Genomic DNA, 15,503 nt, shown 5'->3' with positions numbered 1-15,503 from the left:
CTATCGGGTGAATTCAGTATACCAAGGCAGGCAGGACGGGTTTTGACCGTTCTTGCTCTTTTAGGGATTCCAGCGCCAAACAACCGCTATGGAATCGGCTGGCGCAGCCGGTCGGGCAGCTCCCCAAGCAAAATACGGGGCCGCTATTTCGTCACTTCCTCCACATCCTTCGCGCTCACCTTTCCGCCGCCTTTATCGAAGCGCGCCACGTATTTCACATACCCGTAACTGTCTTTACCCGCCTTGTCGTCCATCACGTTCGCGTTAATCGTGACGTGTCCGTAATCGTACCCTCCGGCGTCCAGAACGGCCGCGATCTCACCCGCCGCTTCGGCAACCTGCTCTTTGGACGCGCCCGCCGCATCCGTCACCACGTGGATATACAGCGGCTCATCCAGCTTCAGGGACGGAGTCCAGACCGCGTTCTCCGCCAGTTGTCCTTTGACGACCTCAAGCTGGACGGTGACTTCGCGGACCGCAGGAACACGCCCGGCAAAAGCTCCCTTAAGCTCCGCGGCCGCCTCTGAGCTCAGCCGCTCCATCAGAGCCGTATCGAGGTTGGCGGTTCGGATGCCGTCCACTTTCACCTTGGGAATCCAGCCGCCTACGGAAAATTCATACTCCGCCGGCTCTCCTTTGCCCGCATCCGCCCCGATTTCCCTCACCCGGTACTCGTATTGCTTGAATTTGAAGTTATAAAACCCTTTCTCGATTCTCAGCCGCTTCTCCGGATAGTGCTCAGCCATAAACTGCTCCAGCTCCCGCCCGGCCAGCCATTTACTGAGCGGATTCCCGTTCAGCGAGTTATACAGCGAACCGACAAACAAAGCAAGCAGCACCAGCAGCGCGATGTACAAGCTCTTTCTCTTTTTCCTTTTCTTCATTCCGAATCGTCTCCCGTCTTTCTGATCTTTAACACCAGCAGTCCCATCAAGCTTCCGATAAGGGCAAACAGGCTGTGAATGAAAGCCGTCAAAACAGCCCCCATTATAGGCGCAAAGACGAGCATTCCTATTCCCCCCTCTCCCGAACCGTTTACGGCCGAGTAAATACTGTCTCCCAGTGACCACAGAAAAACAGGCGCGAACGAGAGGAATAACACAATCTTCATCTGCTTATAAAACAGGTACGTGACGAAGCCGAGCACGGCATACCACAAAACAAACCCGAAACTTTCGTTAAGCAGCGACGTGCGGATCGCCAGCACGAACGAAATCGCCATAAACAGCAGTTGATACAAAGACAGCTTCCGGTTGATCTTCGCCATCATCTTCGCATAGTCCTCGGCCGGCTCCGGCAGCTCCGGTTTGGGCAGACTCTCTCCCGACAGACGGACTAGCCTTGCGTAATCGGGGTCCCCCGCCGTCTGCGCTTCCAGCCACTTGGCCGTCTCTTCGCTGAGCAGACCTTCCTCATAAAGCGGCAGCAGGTCTTCGATGATATGCCGCACCGTATTTTTATCGTTCATAATATCCCTCCAGCTCTTTGTGCAGTTGGAGCTTGATCCGGTGGAATTTTACCCGGACACTGTTTTCCGTAGCGCCGATAATGTGTCCGATTTCCCGGAAAGACAACTCGGCATACATACGCAGTGTGACGATTTCCTGGGCACCTTCATCCAGCCGGAAAATCCGTTCCAGCAAAAGATCGCGGTCCTCCCGGTCCAGCACCTGCTTCTCCGGCGTAACGGATTCGCGGTTTTCCGACGCAAGCTTCGCCGCCAGCTCCTGCCCGTATTTTTTGGACCGGTAATAGTTGCTCAGCTTGTTCTTCGCGATGCCGAAGAGCCAGGTCCGCACCGTCGAATCTCCCCGGAAAGAGCCCTGTCCTTTGACCGCCTCATAGAAAACTTCCTGGGTCAGGTCTTCCGCGGCTTCTCTGCTTTGCGTTTTCACATAGAAAAAAGCGTACAATTTTGGTTGAATCTCTTTGTAAAGCTCCTCAAGCCCCATGCGCCCTCCTCATTCGAAGCCTCATCCGACGGGCATGTTTTTAATGGTTCTTCTTATTTGTACCAGACGGAGTCATTTCGTTACAGCATTCCGGAACCTTTTTTATTTTTAGCACAAAAAAGCCCCGGGTCCGAATCCGGTGATCCGGTTCCCGAGACACAGCAAAAAAATCCCCCGGGAACGACGAAGCATGAGGCTTTCATCGTTCCACAAGGGGATTTTTGGGCGGGCGCCGACATTCAGCGCCCCGTCATGCGCCGGATAATATCCCGGCTTTTTTCCAGATAGCGCACGGAATCTTCGTACTCCCGGCTGGCTACGCCCAGGTACAAAATATCAATGACATTCAGCTGCGTCATCCTTGAAGACATCGCTCCGCTGCGGATTTCGTTCTCCGTCGAAGAGGTGTACAAGGGATAATCCGCATGCGAGCTGACCGAATTGTTGCCGTATTTCGTGATGGAAATCGTTTTTGCCCCGCATAGACGCGCTTCTTTCAAACACTCGATGACATGATCCGTCTCGCCGGAATAAGAAATGCCGACCGCCACATCCTCCTCGTTCAGCATCACGGCGGATGTCAGCTCAAGATGCGGATCGGTAAACGAATAGCTGGTCTTGTTGATCCGCAAAAATTTGTGCTGGGCATCCTGAGCGATCAGATTCGAAGCGCCCAGCCCGTAGAAGTACGTCCGTTTCGCCCGGCTTAGCGCCTCGACCGCGCTTTTGACCGTATCCGCATCCAGGATGGTCACGGTATCGCGGATGGACTGGATGTTGTTGGCCGATACCGTATGAATAATCCGCTCGATGGAATCGTTCGGACGAATCTCCCGGTATTCGTATCTTTCCTCGCTCTGGTTCAAGTCACCGGCTACTTTGAGCTTCAGCTCCGGGTAGCCTTTCACGCCCATCGACTTGCACAAACGGATAATCGCCGCCTGGCTGCCGCCGCTTTCGGCCGCTAATTGCGCTACGGACATTTCCAGCATTCGATGCGGATGAGTGAGCACAAATTCAGCCACCTTGCGTTCCGATGGCGTGATATCGTCCAGAATCTCGCGCAGCCTGACTAATCCTCCGTTCATAATTCCTCTCCTTTGCCTGCGTGCCGCGCTTTAGAAAAATTGTACGCGTTTCGAAAGCGCGCCCGTCGGTACCGCGAACGCTTGAGCCCGCTTGAAGTTAGCCGGAGCGCCGCGCACGATCGTCAACGCTTTATAGTATTCGATGAACGGAAATCCGTAAGTTTCACCGCGTGCGTAGGCATACACATTCATCGCTTTAACCCAAGTCTCGTATGCTTCATCGGGAATGTCAATAAAAATTTCCGGGTTGAAATCGTACGGATCTTCCCAGTTGTCGGCATAGTACAGATGGTTGGCGTAATGGGACGGAAGCTCGCGCTCGATCGTCTTCAATCCGGCGTAAAAACGCGCGTCATTGACAATATAATGCGTATTCGCATGGTCTTTATGAATGCTGCCCTTCCAGTGGGTGAGAATGATATCCGGTTTCACCTCGCGGATCACGTCGGCCACCTGGTATTTCACTTCTTCGTCGACGGGAAGCTCGGCGTCTTTGTAGGCCAGAAACTTGACGTCGGCCCCGACGATATCGGCGAATTTGTGGGCTTCCTCGATTTTCTGCTTCGCGTACTCTTCCGGAGTCAGGCGGGGATGCCCCTTCTCTCCCGGGGTGAGGTGCAGGAAGGTCGCTTTATGGCCGGCCTGCGTATATTTCGCGATAACGGCGCCCGCCGTCAAATCCAAGTCGCCGGCGTGACCGCCGATCGCCAAAATATGATGCTTTTGCTCTGTCATGTGGAATCGCTCCTTTGGGTTGAATGAATCGGTTTATCGTCCGGTCAAAATCTCTCATTCGTCACAACCGCTCCCGCAAGCGCGTTATGCACGCAAGCGCGAAGCGCCGCCACCGTTCCGCCGCGTCCGTAATAAACCCGGTTGGTCAGCAGCACGACGGCCAGATCCCGCTCCGGGTCCATCCACAGGCTGGTGCCCGTGAAGCCCGTATGGCCGAAGCTGCGCGGCCCCATCCAGTCGCCCGAGGCATCCAGCGGGTCGCCCTTGAGCGCCCAGCCGAGTCCGCGGTTCGCGCCCGGGATGTTCTCCGTGCGGCTGCGCACGGAGGCAAGGACCGCCGCCCGCGAGAGGATGCGCCGCCCGGGCGCTTCCGCTCCCGCCGCGGCGTCCGTCCCTCCGGCCGGGGCGGGAACGAGCCCGCAGCCCAGCCACATGCGGGCATAGCGGACGAGATCGCCGGCCGCCGCGAACAGCCCGGCATGGCCGCTGACGCCGCCGAGCGCGCGGGCGTTCTCGTCGTGGACGACGCCGTGCAGGCGGACTCCGGCGGAGGCGTCGAACTCCGTCGCCGCGATGTCCGCCGTCCGCTCCGCGGGCGGGCAAAACCCGGCGCTGCTCATGCCCAGCGGCCCGAAGATTTTGTCGCGCGCCGCCTCGTCCAGCGGCACGCCCAGCATTTCCTCGGCTATCCGGCCGAGGGTCATGTAGCCGACGTCGCTGTATGCCATCCGCGTACCGGGTTTCGCCTGCAGCGGGGTGCGGTACACCGTCTGCCACATTTCTTCCCGCGTCAGATGCGACGCGTGCAGATTGACAAGCGGCGGAAGTCCCGACGTATGCGTCAGAAGCTGGCCTACCGTGACTTCTTCTTTGCCGCCGCTTGCAAACTCCGGCAGCCAGGAAGACGCCGGTGTATCCAGCGTCAGCCGGCCTTCGTCAATGAGCCCGAGCACCAGCGGCAGCGTAACGGCCACCTTGGTGAGCGAGGCGCAGTCATACAGGGTGCCCTCATGTACGGCGGCAGGCTCGGGGCCTTCCGGCTCGGCGTAACCTGCCGCGTATACGAGGTCTTTGTCTCCGCGTACGACGGCCAGTACCGCTCCGGGAGTGACGCCCGCCGCGATCTCGCGGTCAACGGCCCGGCAGGCGGCGATCACTCCTTCCGGCGTGAGGCCCAGCGCCGCAGCGCCCGAAGCGGCCGCCTCATACCCCATTGCCGCTGACTCCTGCGGCGGAAGCCGCCCCTTCTTCTCCGTAGAGCAGATACTTGCTGCGGATGCCGGCCCATTCCTTCCCGTCGCGTTCCCAGGAAGCGATGATTGCTTCCAAAGCGCCCGGCTCGTGCAGAGTCAGGCGGATCCGGTCGCTGCCGCTAAGCAGATCGATGAAGGTGGACTGGCCTTCCTTGAAAGGAGGCAGCCATTCGAATTCAGCCGGATGAAGTTTCTGAATCATACTCAGCAAGTGAAGGCCGGTAACGGCCGATTTGTACACGTCCGGCTCCGTAACGAACGTCATGACACCGTTGCACAGTTGACCGGCATGTTTCGAAAAGGTCGGTGTGAACGTGACGGGATGGAACCGGACTCCGGGAAGGTTCAGCACATTCAGCTCGCGGCATGTTTCCTCCGCTTTCAGCCAGGGCGCTCCCACCTGCTCGAAAGGTTTGGTCGTACCGCGTCCTTCCGACAGGTTCGTTCCTTCGAACAGGCAATGTCCCGCGTAAATACGCACCGTATCCATGGTTGGCATGTTTGGCGACGGCGGAAGCCACGGCAGCCCGGTATCGGAATATTCCATATTCCGTTCCCAGCCTTCCATCTTGACGACATACAGCTCGCAGGGCGTCTTCATTCCATCGGCCGCCAGCAGCGCGAATTCACCGATGGTCATGCCGGTACGGGCGGGCATTCTCCACGCGCCTACCATCGACAGCAGACTCTCGTCCAGCAGTCCCCCTTCCCACTGAAGCCCGCCAAGCGGATTCGGCCGGTCCAGCACAATCACCCGGACGCCGGCTTCGGCGCAAGCTTCAAGCGTATAGATCAGCGTGCTGAGATACGTGTAAAACCGGACGCCGAGATCCTGGATGTCAAAAACCATCGCCTGAAGCCCCGACAACATATCGGCCGTCGGCTTTTTATGTTTGCCGTACAGGCTGTACACCGGAATTCCCAGCTCCGGATCGGTTTCATCTTCGAACCGGACGCCTGCCTGGCGCTCCCCGCGAATTCCGTGCTCGCAAGCGAACAGAGCGCCCAGTCTCCGCTCCTTCCAATGAGGCGCTAACCTTAATGGTCGACTGAAAATCGCGATTGATCCCCGTCGGATTCGTCAGCAAGCCGAATTTACGGCCTTTGAGCAGCGCGGGCCCCATTTCCGGAAACCGGTCGGCTCCCGTTTTCACCTTCCCTTGCATGAGGTTCCCCTCCCTTGTCGATAGTAAAATCGAATGATTGTTTTCCACTTATCTGTAACCGCTTTCTATGTGCTATTATATCGTTTACGAAATTTTATTTCAATTATTTTTTACTATATAAAATTTTGTTTCCTGCACCTTTTTATAAAACTTTCCTTTTAGTACGGGCGTTTTAGTCCATTTGAAAATTACCAAAAAGCCTGTTTCTGATCAAAATTTTATTTCAAAAATTTTAAAAATACATAAACTTTTATTTTACAATCTTCCTATGCTTCCGCTATACTATTGGCAGGGACATCAGCTTCATCCCCTTTTTTTCTTCTGTTTCCACATCTCTGATTTACCGGGCGGAAGCTTCTTTTTCCTTTTCGTATTCGCCCGATTCCCAAAATCGTTCATTCCGATCCCGCCCGGCTCGGGCCGCGGCAGGCAATCGGCCTGCGTTTTATACATCGTGCTGGCATACATTCATTTTCTACAAAAATACCGGAAGAAAAGGGTGACTCCCATGGATTACGTCATCGGCCTTGACGGCGGCGGCACCAAAACCGAAGCCCTCGCAATCGACTTGAACGGCGCGGAGTTCGGCACCTGGACGGGCGGTCCGGGAAATCCCCACGCCGTTACTTTCGCAACCGCGTCGGCCGAGCTCGGCCGGCTTCTCGCCACGGTCAGGGAAGCTTTGCCGGGACATAGGTGCCTGGCCGTTTGCGCCGGTCTTGCCGGAGTGGACACCGCCGAGGAGCGCGCCACGATGGAGCAATATCTGATCCGGGCGCTTGCGGGAAGTGCATATGAAGGTGTCGCTCTTCTCATTAAAAACGACGCCGAAATCGCGCTGAAAGCCGCCCTCGGCTCCGGCACCGGCCTCATCGCCATCGCGGGCACCGGCTCCATCATTTACGCCTTCGATTCCGAAGGGAAGAAGTACCGCGGCGGAGGCTGGGGACATCTGCTCGGCGATCAAGGCAGCGGCTATGACATCGGGCTCTCCGTTCTTCAAACCGTCATGAAAAGCTACGACGGCGTCCTCCCACCGACCGCGCTTACAGAAGCCGTCCTTCAAAAACACGGCATCCGGGAAGCGCCCGAGCTGCGCGGAATCGTGTATCAGCCCGGCGTGCAGAAGGCGCAGATAGCCGAGCACGCGGAGCTCGCTGTCCGTGCGGCCGCGGCGGGAGACACACTCGCCCGGCAAATCATCGTGCGCTCGGCCGAAGATCTCGCCGACCTCGTCGTTGCGCTCCGAAACCGTCATCCTGGGCTTGACGGCCTGCAAGTCGGTGCTGCCGGGTCGATTTTCGCCCATTGTCCGCTCTTCTACGATACCTTCCGGGTGAACGTATCGCAGGAAGACGATTTATCGGACGTCGTCTTGTCCGGCCGCCGTTCATCCGCAGGCGCCGCCCACTACGCACAGGAGCTTGCGGCTTCCCGCACGGCGAAGTAGACAGCAGCCATGCGGAAAACGGCGCTGCTGCCTTACTATCTCTTTTTAACTACCGGAGGTATCTTATGAAAGAAAACATACACAGTCTCACGACCGAGCAGCAAAATCCCCGGACCCGCCAGCTCGACCAGAGATCGGCCCTGGACATTGTCACGCTGATCAACCAGGAGGATTTAACCGTAGCGGAAACGGTCCGGCAGGTGCTTCCGGCCGTCGCCGAAGCGGTTGATTGGATCACGCAGCGGCTGTCCGCAGGCGGCAGGCTCTTTTATTTCGGAGCGGGAACAAGCGGAAGGCTGGGTATTCTCGACGCGTCCGAATGTCCGCCCACTTACGGAACCGATCCCAAGCTGATTCAGGGAATCATTGCAGGGGGGCCCCCTGCGATTCTGAAAGCCGTCGAGGGAGCCGAAGACAGCGAGCAGCTCGGGCGCGACGATGCGGACACCTGCGGCGTCAGCTCCCGGGATGTTGTGGTCGGCATCGCGGCTAGCGGCAGAACGCCTTACGTGATCGGCGCCATGAAACGCGCACGCGAACACGGGGCGAAAGTCATCGCTTTATGCAACAACCACGGCACCCCGATGGCGGCTATCGCCGATCTGGCCATTGAGCCCGTAGTCGGTCCGGAAGTCGTCCTCGGGTCGACCCGCATGAAAGCGGGCACCGCTCAGAAAATGGTGCTGAACATGCTCACGACAGCCTCTATGGTACGTCTGGGTAAAGTTTATGATAATCTGATGGTGGACGTTCAGCCTTCCAATTACAAGCTGGTCGAACGCGCGAAACGCCTCATTGCGATGGCAACGGGCGCGGACAGCGAAGAAATTTCCCGGGCTTACGCGGAATCCCAAGGCCACGTCAAAACCGCCATCGTCATGATTCTTGCCGGCATGTCCTATGAAGAAGCAGCGCGCAAATTAAAGGAAACCGGCGGCCAAGTCCGCACGGCGGTTGAATCGTCCGAAAGCGCCTCATAAGCGTTTATTTCTCAGCGAAAGGTTGCATGCACATGAATGTCCGCTTAGTGAAACCTGATGAAATGACTGAAGCCGCGGCGCTTGCCGACTCGATTTTCCGGGACGGCGAGCAGGTATCGATGGCCGCCGGCTTTCCTTACTTGTTTTCCGCCGTCACTTCCTATTCGTTCGGAGCTTATGGGGAAAACGGCCGCATGACGGCCTTTATGGGACTGCTCCCGTCCGTCGTCCGGATCGGAGACGCACGGCTTAACGTGTTCTCCGTGGGCGCGGTCTGCACGGCCCCCGAAGCACGGGGCCACGGGGTTGCCGGCAAGCTGCTCGACGCCGTCAAGGAACAAGTCGACGCCGCAGACGGGGACCTCATCCTCGTGTCCGGCACGAGAAGCCTGTACACGCGCGCTGGCTGCCGCACGTTCGGGACGATCCGGCGCTATACCCTTACGCCGGAAATGGCACCGGCGCTGCGCGAAGCAGCGGCAGGCGCGGATACGGCGGCGCAAGCCGGTGCAGGCTTGGCCGGCACGGTTGCATCGCCCGCTGCGCAGGCTGGCGCTTCCGGCGGTGCGGATACGGCTGAGCCGTTCCTCTGCCGGGAATGGACGCGCAGCGACCTGCCCGCCCTGGCCAAGCTGGCCGCTTCCCGCGAAGTCGCCTTCGAGCAGAGCCAGTGGGACTTGGCCATGCTCATTGACGCGCAGGCTTACGCGAGATGCGTGAAGCTCGGCCACAGCGTCTACGTCGCGGAACGCGGCGGTGTTCCGGCCGCGTTCCTGGTCGCCGCGCTTCCGGGAAGCCTCCGGCCGAAGATGACGCCGTTCGCCATCGAGTGGGCGGGCGAAACTCCGGCCGTAGCCGCTCTGCTCGCGCATGCGCTGGAAACCGCGGCGCCGGAGAAGCTCGACGTGCTGGCTTCCCGGCACGATGCCGGACTGGCCGCGCTGCTGCAAGAGCATGCTCCGTTCGCGGACGAGCAGATTCTGGGCACCGTGTACGTGCCCGATACGGCCCGTCTTTTCAGGCGCCTGAAGCCGTACCTGGCCGCGCTGCAGCCGGAAAAAGCGGCTCAGCTGGAAGGAAGCCCCGGCGCGGCCGAACGCGGCATCCGGTTATCCTATTCGGGCCTGGATGACCTGGAACTGGATGCGGACGCGTGGATCGCGCTTCTGTTCGACGGAGCGTTCGTGCTGCCGGAAGAGACAGCGGGTTCGGCGGCTGAGCCGGTTCTTCCCGAAGGGACGCCGGCACAATGGCGCGAAACGCTTACGGGTCTGTTCCCGGTTCCGTTTCCGTCAACCTCCGGCCTCAATTACATCTGACGCGCGCATACCGTTCTCCCGCCGAAACCGGCGTTCAGCCGATCGGCGGGACACGGCAATGTGCTGCCCATAAGAAAAACGCCAGCCCTTTTACGGGCAGGCGTTTTTTTTCGTTCCGATCTATGCCAAACCGGTTTGACCGGCAGGTATGCGGTGCGGAAACTTCCGGCTCAATGCACGAACCCTTAATTAAAGCGGCCGGAGCCACATCCTCGGCTGCGCTCGCGGATGCATTTTCCGCTTGTTGCGGCAGGTTCACATGGACATTCCATACCGTGTTAGAGGGCCCGGAAAGCACTCCTCCGTCAAGTTCCCCGCCCGGCTCCGCCTGCACATTAGGTCTGTCTCTTTACTAGAGTCTGGCGAGCCGGATGCCTTCATCCGGCCCAAAACTCGCGGCAAGTTTACGGATAGTAAATGAAATTATCCATTAACTTGAGTTAACTTGGAGCTTGTTTTTTTATATAATGATACAAAACAGATGGAAACGACCGCGGCTGCCTGCCGCTTCCGGAGGACTTATGACTGATACGGCTCCCGATGCCCCCGTCATTTTAAAAACCAAAATAACCACACCTTTTCCAAAAGCGGATCTGGTTGCCCGCGAGCGGCTTACCGATTCCTTGTCTAGGGGAATAGACGGGCGGCTTACGCTTGTGTGCGCTCCCGCGGGATTCGGCAAAACGACGCTGCTTACCCAGTGGGCACACAACAGCAGGCATACCTGCGCCTGGCTGTCCCTGGATGCCAGAGACAACGATTTTATCCGCTTCTGGCGCACGCTCGTCCGCTCACTGGCCGGTAAATCCGGAGAGCCCACGGGGCAGCGGCTTACGGCGCTTACCCTGTCACTTCAAGATATTTCCGTCTCCACTTTCCTGGATGAGCTTTTAAACGAGCTTTACGAGCTTCCCGGAAAAACGGTGCTTGTTCTCGATGACTACCACCTGATCGGAGACACGCGGATTCACGACAGTCTGGCTTATTTTATCGAATACCTGCCGTCCGCGCTTCACGTGCTTATCGCAAGCCGCAGCGAGCTGCCTTTTTCGACTGTAAAATGGACCGCGAAACAGGAGCATAACGAGCTGCACACGGCTACCCTCCAGTTTACGGCCGATGAAACCGCGGCTTTTTACCGGGATGTTCACAATCAGCCTCTAACGGATGAACAGATCCGGCGTCTCGCCGCACGGACGGAAGGCTGGGTAACCGGCTTGCAGTTGGCGCTGCTGTCTCTTCAATCCGGAACGGACGCGGCCCGTTTTCTCGATGAATTTCATGGAGACCACCGGGTTATTTCGGATTATTTGTTTGAGGAAGTTGCTTCGCAGCTTCCGCCGGACCTCTATTCCTTCGTGCTGAAAACGTCCGTTCTTCAAGAGATGGACGCCGATTTGTGCGATGCGGTCACGGAAAGGACCGACGCCCGGAACCTGCTTGAGCTGGCTAAAAAATCCAATCTTTTCCTGCTGCCCCTAGACGAGCGCGATGCCTGGTTCCGGTATCATCATTTGTTTGCCGGGTTTCTCCAGGAGCTGCTTAAGCGCAAGCATCCGGAGGAATGGCTGCGGCTTAACCGCCTGGCAAGTGCGACCTGCATTTCGCGCGGATTTATGAGTGAAGCGGTGGAATACGCCATAGCCGGCGAAGATTATCCTCTGCTGGAAAGCTGTCTGAAAGCCCACATCCCGGCCGTATTGGAAAGCGGGGAACTCGGCAATCTTCTGCGCTGGTTCCGCAGCTTTCCCCAGGAGTATGTCATACCGCCCGCGTTGTCTCTGCACCATGCCTTCGTCCTTCTCATGACGGGACAGGCTGAACGGGCCGAGCAGCTGCTGGATCGTGTGGAAGCGTCCCTGGAATCGGCCATGGAGCAGGAGGAGCGGAAAGAGCTGCAGAGCGGGCTGCTCTTCGTACGTTCGAATCTGATGTTTATTACAGGCATCTTCGATAAATGGTTCGCTCATATCGGCACTCTGCTGAATGACATCTTACCGGCAGATCCGGCCTTTTACACGTTTAACTATAACCGGACCGAACCGCTTGTCAGACGGACTCCGCTCGGCCTCAAAGGCATGCTGTCACCCGATACGGAAAGGATCGGAACCATGTTCGCGGGCCTGCTGGAAGCCAGGGGCTGGCAGGGGTCTTATATCTATTTGTACGTTATGCAGTCCCTCAGCGAGGGCTATTATGAATGGAACCGGCTGGAGGACAGCCGGAAGCTGGCGGTGCTGGTCTCACGTTCAGCCCCAGCCAAAGAGCTGCCCGGCTTGTATGTGCCGGTGCATCTGACGCAGGCCATGCTTTATGCGGCGGATGGGCGCTTCGAACTGGCCCATGCCGCTGTGGACGAAGCTTTCGAGGCAGCTTCCGGGCTGAAAGACAGCCGCTGGCGGCAGCTTTTGCACGGGGCCAGAATCCGCCTGTATCTTAAAGAAGACCGCTCCGCAGACGTGAAAAAGGCACTGCCGCAGCTCGGCGTGTCCGGGAAGGACAAGCCCGGCTTCCGGCAGGAGTTCGAATACGTGACGCTGGCGCGCGCGCTCGGCAGCCAGCGCAAGGAGAAAGAAGCGCTGCGCCTGCTGGAGCTGCTTAAACCCCAGTGCGAGCGGGAGCAGCTTCTGTCCGGCATCATCGAGATCGCCATTTTGCAGGCGCTCCTGGAAAATCAGCGCGGTCAGCGTACCGCTGCGCTGCACCATCTGCACGAAGCGTTGGAGCTGGGCGCGCAGAACGGCTACATCCGCAGTTTCCTCGATGAAGGTCCAGCCATGGAATCCCTGCTGCGGGCTTATGCCAGACAGTACCGCTTGACCCGGGAAACGGCCGGGCAGGGGGACGGGCTGCAGGATTATGTGTCGAAGCTGCTCAGCCTGTTCATGCCCGCCTCTACCCGGCGCGTAACCCCGGACCCGGCGCTCGCAGAAGAACTGAGCCGCAGCGAAATCAGCCTGCTCCGCCTTATCCGTCAGGGCGCTACCAATAAACAGATGGCGGAGCAGCTGACGCTTTCCGAGGGCACGGTCAAGGTCTACCTTTCGCGCTTGTACGAGAAGCTGGGCGTCTCCTCCCGTACCCAGGCGCTCGTCACCGCGCAAGAGCTTAAGCTGCTGGATGCGGGGGAATAGCTTGCCGTCCGGCCGAAGTATCGGTTTGTTGCAGCTTTCCCGGCCCGCTGTATGCCAAGGCCGCCGTTTCGTTTACCCCCTCCAGGTTGCAGCCGGAGGGTTTTTTGCGTCTTTAGAATTTCAGAGCAGATTCAGGCTGATTTAATCCCGTTTTAAGAACCGCCGGTTACAATGGGTTCAGGACAGCGGATCAAACGTTTGCCTCGACCCGTTTTAGAAGAGAATGTACCGGGTAATAATTCCGGCCGCGCAACGGAAACCTTTCTGCTTCGTATAAGACTAGAAGAAGTCCTTTTTAACCTACATACGAATTTACTCCATTCGCTTATCTGCCTACTTACGCTTATAGATACGTTTGCCCGTTTGCCCGTTGACCTACCTATTCGTTTTACAGAAAAGAGGAAATACACATGAGACCCAAACATATTTTAATCGCAGGTACTGTCGCCTTTGCCATTACGATCGGCGCGGGTTTCTGGAATGAAGAAAGCACCGCCGAAATCCAAATCATGATTCCGGATAACCCGGCCGCATTCGATAAAGTGAAAACCGCCGCCGCCCAAACCGCAGTCGTACCCGTCCGGGACGAACTGCATCAGGCGCTGGGAGTCACTTCCGACGAAGAGATTTACGACGCTCTGTATAACGGGCAGTCTCTTGCCGATGTAGCCGCCAGCCGTTCGCGCGACGTGCAGGATGTCATAGCCCTGCAAACGGCGCAATTGTCCGCGCAGCTTGATGAACGCTTCGCTGGCGGGAACTTGTCCCGTGAAGCTTATGAAGCCCACAAGGCAGAGCTGGCCGAGGTCATCACACGAAGCGTCACGAACGTGACTTGACCGGTCCTTACCGGTCCGCCGCCACCCTGCAAGCATCATACCGTTAAAAAGAAAAAAGGCGCTCCCGATCTTACGGGAAGCGCCTTTTTGATTGAAACAGCCGCAGCCTTTAACGAAAGCTGCGGCTGCCGTATGCCCGTCGGCACGCAGGCCATAACTGTCTGCGGCGGAACCGCCCGGCAGTAACGAGCCTGCCGCAGCAGACCGATCACAAAACTCACGTCTGCTGGAAGTGAGTCGCCGCCACTTGGCAGTCCTTGCAGACGAACGCATACGTAATTCCTTCGCCGTAATCATCCGCATCCTCCCAGGAGAATTGGGCCAGGAAGGTCATTTTCGCCGAGCATCCCGGACAATCCGGGTACTCCGCATCCTGAATCCACGTGGGGTGGCCTCCCACTTGGGAAGCCACGGCCGGTTCTTGAGTCCAGACGGCGGCATAATACGTTCCCCGCTCCTTACCGGAGAACCGCAGAGCGGGCCGATCTCCGGTATCCGGCGGGCCGTCCTCTTCCGGCACCGGGGAAACGGCGGGGGCGGGATTGTACCGGCTCCAACCGCTTCCCCCTTTTCCGTCTATATCGGTAAAAATAAAGCCATAACAGGTACAGCTCAAGCAGGTCGCGATCTTCAGCCTCTCCCCCTCCATTTCCAAAAAACGCAGCGAGGGATGCTGAAGATCCAGATCGAACAAAACGGTCAATTTGTTCCCGCAGCCTCTGCAACTCTCTTCGGATTCACCGAAAAGGGCGACAGGCTCACTGCCAGAGGGCGTTCCTTTCTCGAAAGTCCGGCACTCCTCGTAAAACAAGTCGCTTCTCGAACCTTCCCCGCTGAGCACCCATCCCGCCTCAAGCGAGTACCGGTGCGGAGGTACATACAGCTCCCCGGCCCAAACCGGCGGCGTCTCCCGCCATTGATGGAAGCGGGCCGCCACCGCCTCATCCCCGACCCAGGCCAGCGCAAGCAGAAGGAAGTTGCGGTTCTCCGCATCCTTTTCCACTTGGTCCAGCAGAAAGTCCCGGATGGCGGAAGGAGCCTGCCTGAAGAGAATCGCCGGGTAATAGCGTCCCTTGCCGATAAGGGCAGGCAGACAGTCGTGCACGTGTATGCCTGTGAAACATACCAGCGACAACAAAATATCTTCCGCAATATCGAGTTCATCTTCCGAAATCAACTCGGCTGCGTAAGCTTGCATCCTCTCCGCATCCCGCCCGGATAAGGCGGCATACAGCTCTTCAGCCGTTTTCTCGTATGCCGTATAACGGATAAGAGGATCCGGGACCCTCCGCTCGCACATGATTTTCAAAATCTCCACGGGGTCCGTTATCCCCTCATAGAGATTCACGTCCCTCTGGTTCCGGCGTATAAATTCCTCCCGTTCCAGCCGCTCCCGGTTCTGTACGCAGGGCATACAGTAACCGCCTGTCTTCTCCGCTGTCCGGGGGAGAATCGTCGCCCGGCAATCCGCGCTTCTGCAAGGAATACGTTCCGTCATCGCTCTTCATCCTTTCGACGCCAGGCGGGGTCCGTTTGAAACACCCACCCGGATTTTTCGCTTAAAGCCCTTCACGGAAACATGAAGCC

General features: G+C 57.9%; 14 protein-coding genes. 5 read left to right on the top strand and 9 right to left on the bottom strand.

Annotation, left to right across the window (positions count from 1 at the left end):
- Positions 1 to 143 precede the first annotated feature (143 nt).
- From ABC395_RS01675 to ABC395_RS01640, 8 genes are all read right to left on the bottom strand, one after another.
- Complete coding sequence (locus ABC395_RS01675) at positions 144 to 884, bottom strand: YfjL-like protein (RefSeq protein ID WP_413000309.1); 741 nt, start codon at positions 882 to 884, stop codon at positions 144 to 146.
- The gene (locus ABC395_RS01670; RefSeq protein WP_413000308.1) at positions 881 to 1,468 is read right to left on the bottom strand and encodes an anti-sigma factor; all 588 of its coding nucleotides are present in this window, start codon (positions 1,466 to 1,468) and stop codon (positions 881 to 883) included. The genes ABC395_RS01675 and ABC395_RS01670 overlap by 4 nt, the downstream gene beginning before the upstream one ends.
- Complete coding sequence (locus ABC395_RS01665) at positions 1,458 to 1,952, bottom strand: RNA polymerase sigma factor (protein ID WP_413000307.1); 495 nt, start codon at positions 1,950 to 1,952, stop codon at positions 1,458 to 1,460. Before ABC395_RS01665 ends, ABC395_RS01670 begins: the two co-directional genes overlap by 11 nt.
- A gap of 239 nt (positions 1,953 to 2,191) precedes the next feature.
- Positions 2,192 to 3,040 carry a MurR/RpiR family transcriptional regulator gene (locus ABC395_RS01660; protein ID WP_413000306.1) on the bottom strand — a complete coding sequence of 283 codons (849 nt, stop codon included), beginning with the start codon at positions 3,038 to 3,040 and terminating at the stop codon, positions 2,192 to 2,194.
- A gap of 30 nt (positions 3,041 to 3,070) precedes the next feature.
- Positions 3,071 to 3,775 (bottom strand): PIG-L deacetylase family protein, encoded by a 705-nt coding sequence (locus tag ABC395_RS01655; RefSeq protein WP_009675323.1) that lies wholly within the window; start codon positions 3,773 to 3,775, stop codon positions 3,071 to 3,073.
- 44 nt (positions 3,776 to 3,819) lie between these two features.
- Positions 3,820 to 4,989 (bottom strand): serine hydrolase domain-containing protein, encoded by a 1,170-nt coding sequence (locus ABC395_RS01650; protein ID WP_413000305.1) that lies wholly within the window; start codon positions 4,987 to 4,989, stop codon positions 3,820 to 3,822.
- Complete coding sequence (locus tag ABC395_RS01645; protein WP_413006667.1) at positions 4,979 to 6,007, bottom strand: exo-beta-N-acetylmuramidase NamZ family protein; 1,029 nt, start codon at positions 6,005 to 6,007, stop codon at positions 4,979 to 4,981. Before ABC395_RS01645 ends, ABC395_RS01650 begins: the two co-directional genes overlap by 11 nt.
- Positions 5,967 to 6,194 (bottom strand): hypothetical protein, encoded by a 228-nt coding sequence (locus ABC395_RS01640; protein ID WP_413000304.1) that lies wholly within the window; start codon positions 6,192 to 6,194, stop codon positions 5,967 to 5,969. Before ABC395_RS01640 ends, ABC395_RS01645 begins: the two co-directional genes overlap by 41 nt.
- Before the next feature lie 508 nt (positions 6,195 to 6,702).
- Here ABC395_RS01640 and ABC395_RS01635 point away from each other — a divergent pair.
- The 5 genes from ABC395_RS01635 to ABC395_RS01615 all read left to right on the top strand — a co-directional run bounded on the left by ABC395_RS01635 (position 6,703) and on the right by ABC395_RS01615 (position 13,916).
- Positions 6,703 to 7,644, top strand: coding sequence for an N-acetylglucosamine kinase (locus tag ABC395_RS01635; protein ID WP_413000303.1), 942 nt, complete (start codon positions 6,703 to 6,705; stop codon positions 7,642 to 7,644).
- 65 nt (positions 7,645 to 7,709) lie between these two features.
- Positions 7,710 to 8,624: an N-acetylmuramic acid 6-phosphate etherase gene (murQ, locus tag ABC395_RS01630; RefSeq protein WP_413000302.1), complete on the top strand. Its 915-nt coding sequence runs from the start codon at positions 7,710 to 7,712 to the stop codon at positions 8,622 to 8,624.
- A 32-nt stretch (positions 8,625 to 8,656) separates the two neighbouring features.
- On the top strand, positions 8,657 to 9,943 hold the full coding sequence (locus tag ABC395_RS01625; RefSeq protein ID WP_413000301.1) for a GNAT family N-acetyltransferase: 1,287 nt from the start codon (positions 8,657 to 8,659) through the stop codon (positions 9,941 to 9,943).
- Positions 9,944 to 10,464: 521 nt separating this feature from the next.
- On the top strand, positions 10,465 to 13,077 hold the full coding sequence (locus tag ABC395_RS01620) for a winged helix-turn-helix domain-containing protein (RefSeq protein WP_413000300.1): 2,613 nt from the start codon (positions 10,465 to 10,467) through the stop codon (positions 13,075 to 13,077).
- Positions 13,078 to 13,487: 410 nt separating this feature from the next.
- On the top strand, positions 13,488 to 13,916 hold the full coding sequence (locus ABC395_RS01615; RefSeq protein ID WP_413000299.1) for a hypothetical protein: 429 nt from the start codon (positions 13,488 to 13,490) through the stop codon (positions 13,914 to 13,916).
- A gap of 217 nt (positions 13,917 to 14,133) precedes the next feature.
- On the opposite strand, the gene ABC395_RS01610 is transcribed toward ABC395_RS01615, so the two are convergent.
- On the bottom strand, positions 14,134 to 15,414 hold the full coding sequence (locus ABC395_RS01610; protein WP_413000298.1) for a DUF1963 domain-containing protein: 1,281 nt from the start codon (positions 15,412 to 15,414) through the stop codon (positions 14,134 to 14,136).
- Positions 15,415 to 15,503: the final 89 nt, after the last annotated feature.

The sequence above is a fragment of the Paenibacillus canaveralius genome (assembly GCF_047238265.1).
Taxonomy (GTDB): Bacteria; Bacillota; Bacilli; order Paenibacillales; family NBRC-103111; genus Paenibacillus_F.
This window is presented reverse-complemented; position numbering and strand designations above follow the sequence as displayed.

What these genes read in the sequence shown, in the direction of transcription:
- ABC395_RS01675 (WP_413000309.1), bottom strand. Translation starts at nt 884, where the DNA reads ATGAAGAAAAGGAAAAAGAGAAAGAGCTTGTACATCGCGCTGCTGGTG.
- ABC395_RS01670 (WP_413000308.1), bottom strand. Translation starts at nt 1,468, where the DNA reads ATGAACGATAAAAATACGGTGCGGCATATCATCGAAGACCTGCTGCCG.
- ABC395_RS01665 (WP_413000307.1), bottom strand. Translation starts at nt 1,952, where the DNA reads ATGGGGCTTGAGGAGCTTTACAAAGAGATTCAACCAAAATTGTACGCT.
- ABC395_RS01660 (WP_413000306.1), bottom strand. Translation starts at nt 3,040, where the DNA reads ATGAACGGAGGATTAGTCAGGCTGCGCGAGATTCTGGACGATATCACG.
- ABC395_RS01655 (WP_009675323.1), bottom strand. Translation starts at nt 3,775, where the DNA reads ATGACAGAGCAAAAGCATCATATTTTGGCGATCGGCGGTCACGCCGGC.
- ABC395_RS01650 (WP_413000305.1), bottom strand. Translation starts at nt 4,989, where the DNA reads ATGGGGTATGAGGCGGCCGCTTCGGGCGCTGCGGCGCTGGGCCTCACG.
- ABC395_RS01640 (WP_413000304.1), bottom strand. Translation starts at nt 6,194, where the DNA reads ATGCAAGGGAAGGTGAAAACGGGAGCCGACCGGTTTCCGGAAATGGGG.
- ABC395_RS01635 (WP_413000303.1), top strand. Translation starts at nt 6,703, where the DNA reads ATGGATTACGTCATCGGCCTTGACGGCGGCGGCACCAAAACCGAAGCC.
- murQ (WP_413000302.1), top strand. Translation starts at nt 7,710, where the DNA reads ATGAAAGAAAACATACACAGTCTCACGACCGAGCAGCAAAATCCCCGG.
- ABC395_RS01625 (WP_413000301.1), top strand. Translation starts at nt 8,657, where the DNA reads ATGAATGTCCGCTTAGTGAAACCTGATGAAATGACTGAAGCCGCGGCG.
- ABC395_RS01620 (WP_413000300.1), top strand. Translation starts at nt 10,465, where the DNA reads ATGACTGATACGGCTCCCGATGCCCCCGTCATTTTAAAAACCAAAATA.
- ABC395_RS01615 (WP_413000299.1), top strand. Translation starts at nt 13,488, where the DNA reads ATGAGACCCAAACATATTTTAATCGCAGGTACTGTCGCCTTTGCCATT.
- ABC395_RS01610 (WP_413000298.1), bottom strand. Translation starts at nt 15,414, where the DNA reads ATGACGGAACGTATTCCTTGCAGAAGCGCGGATTGCCGGGCGACGATT.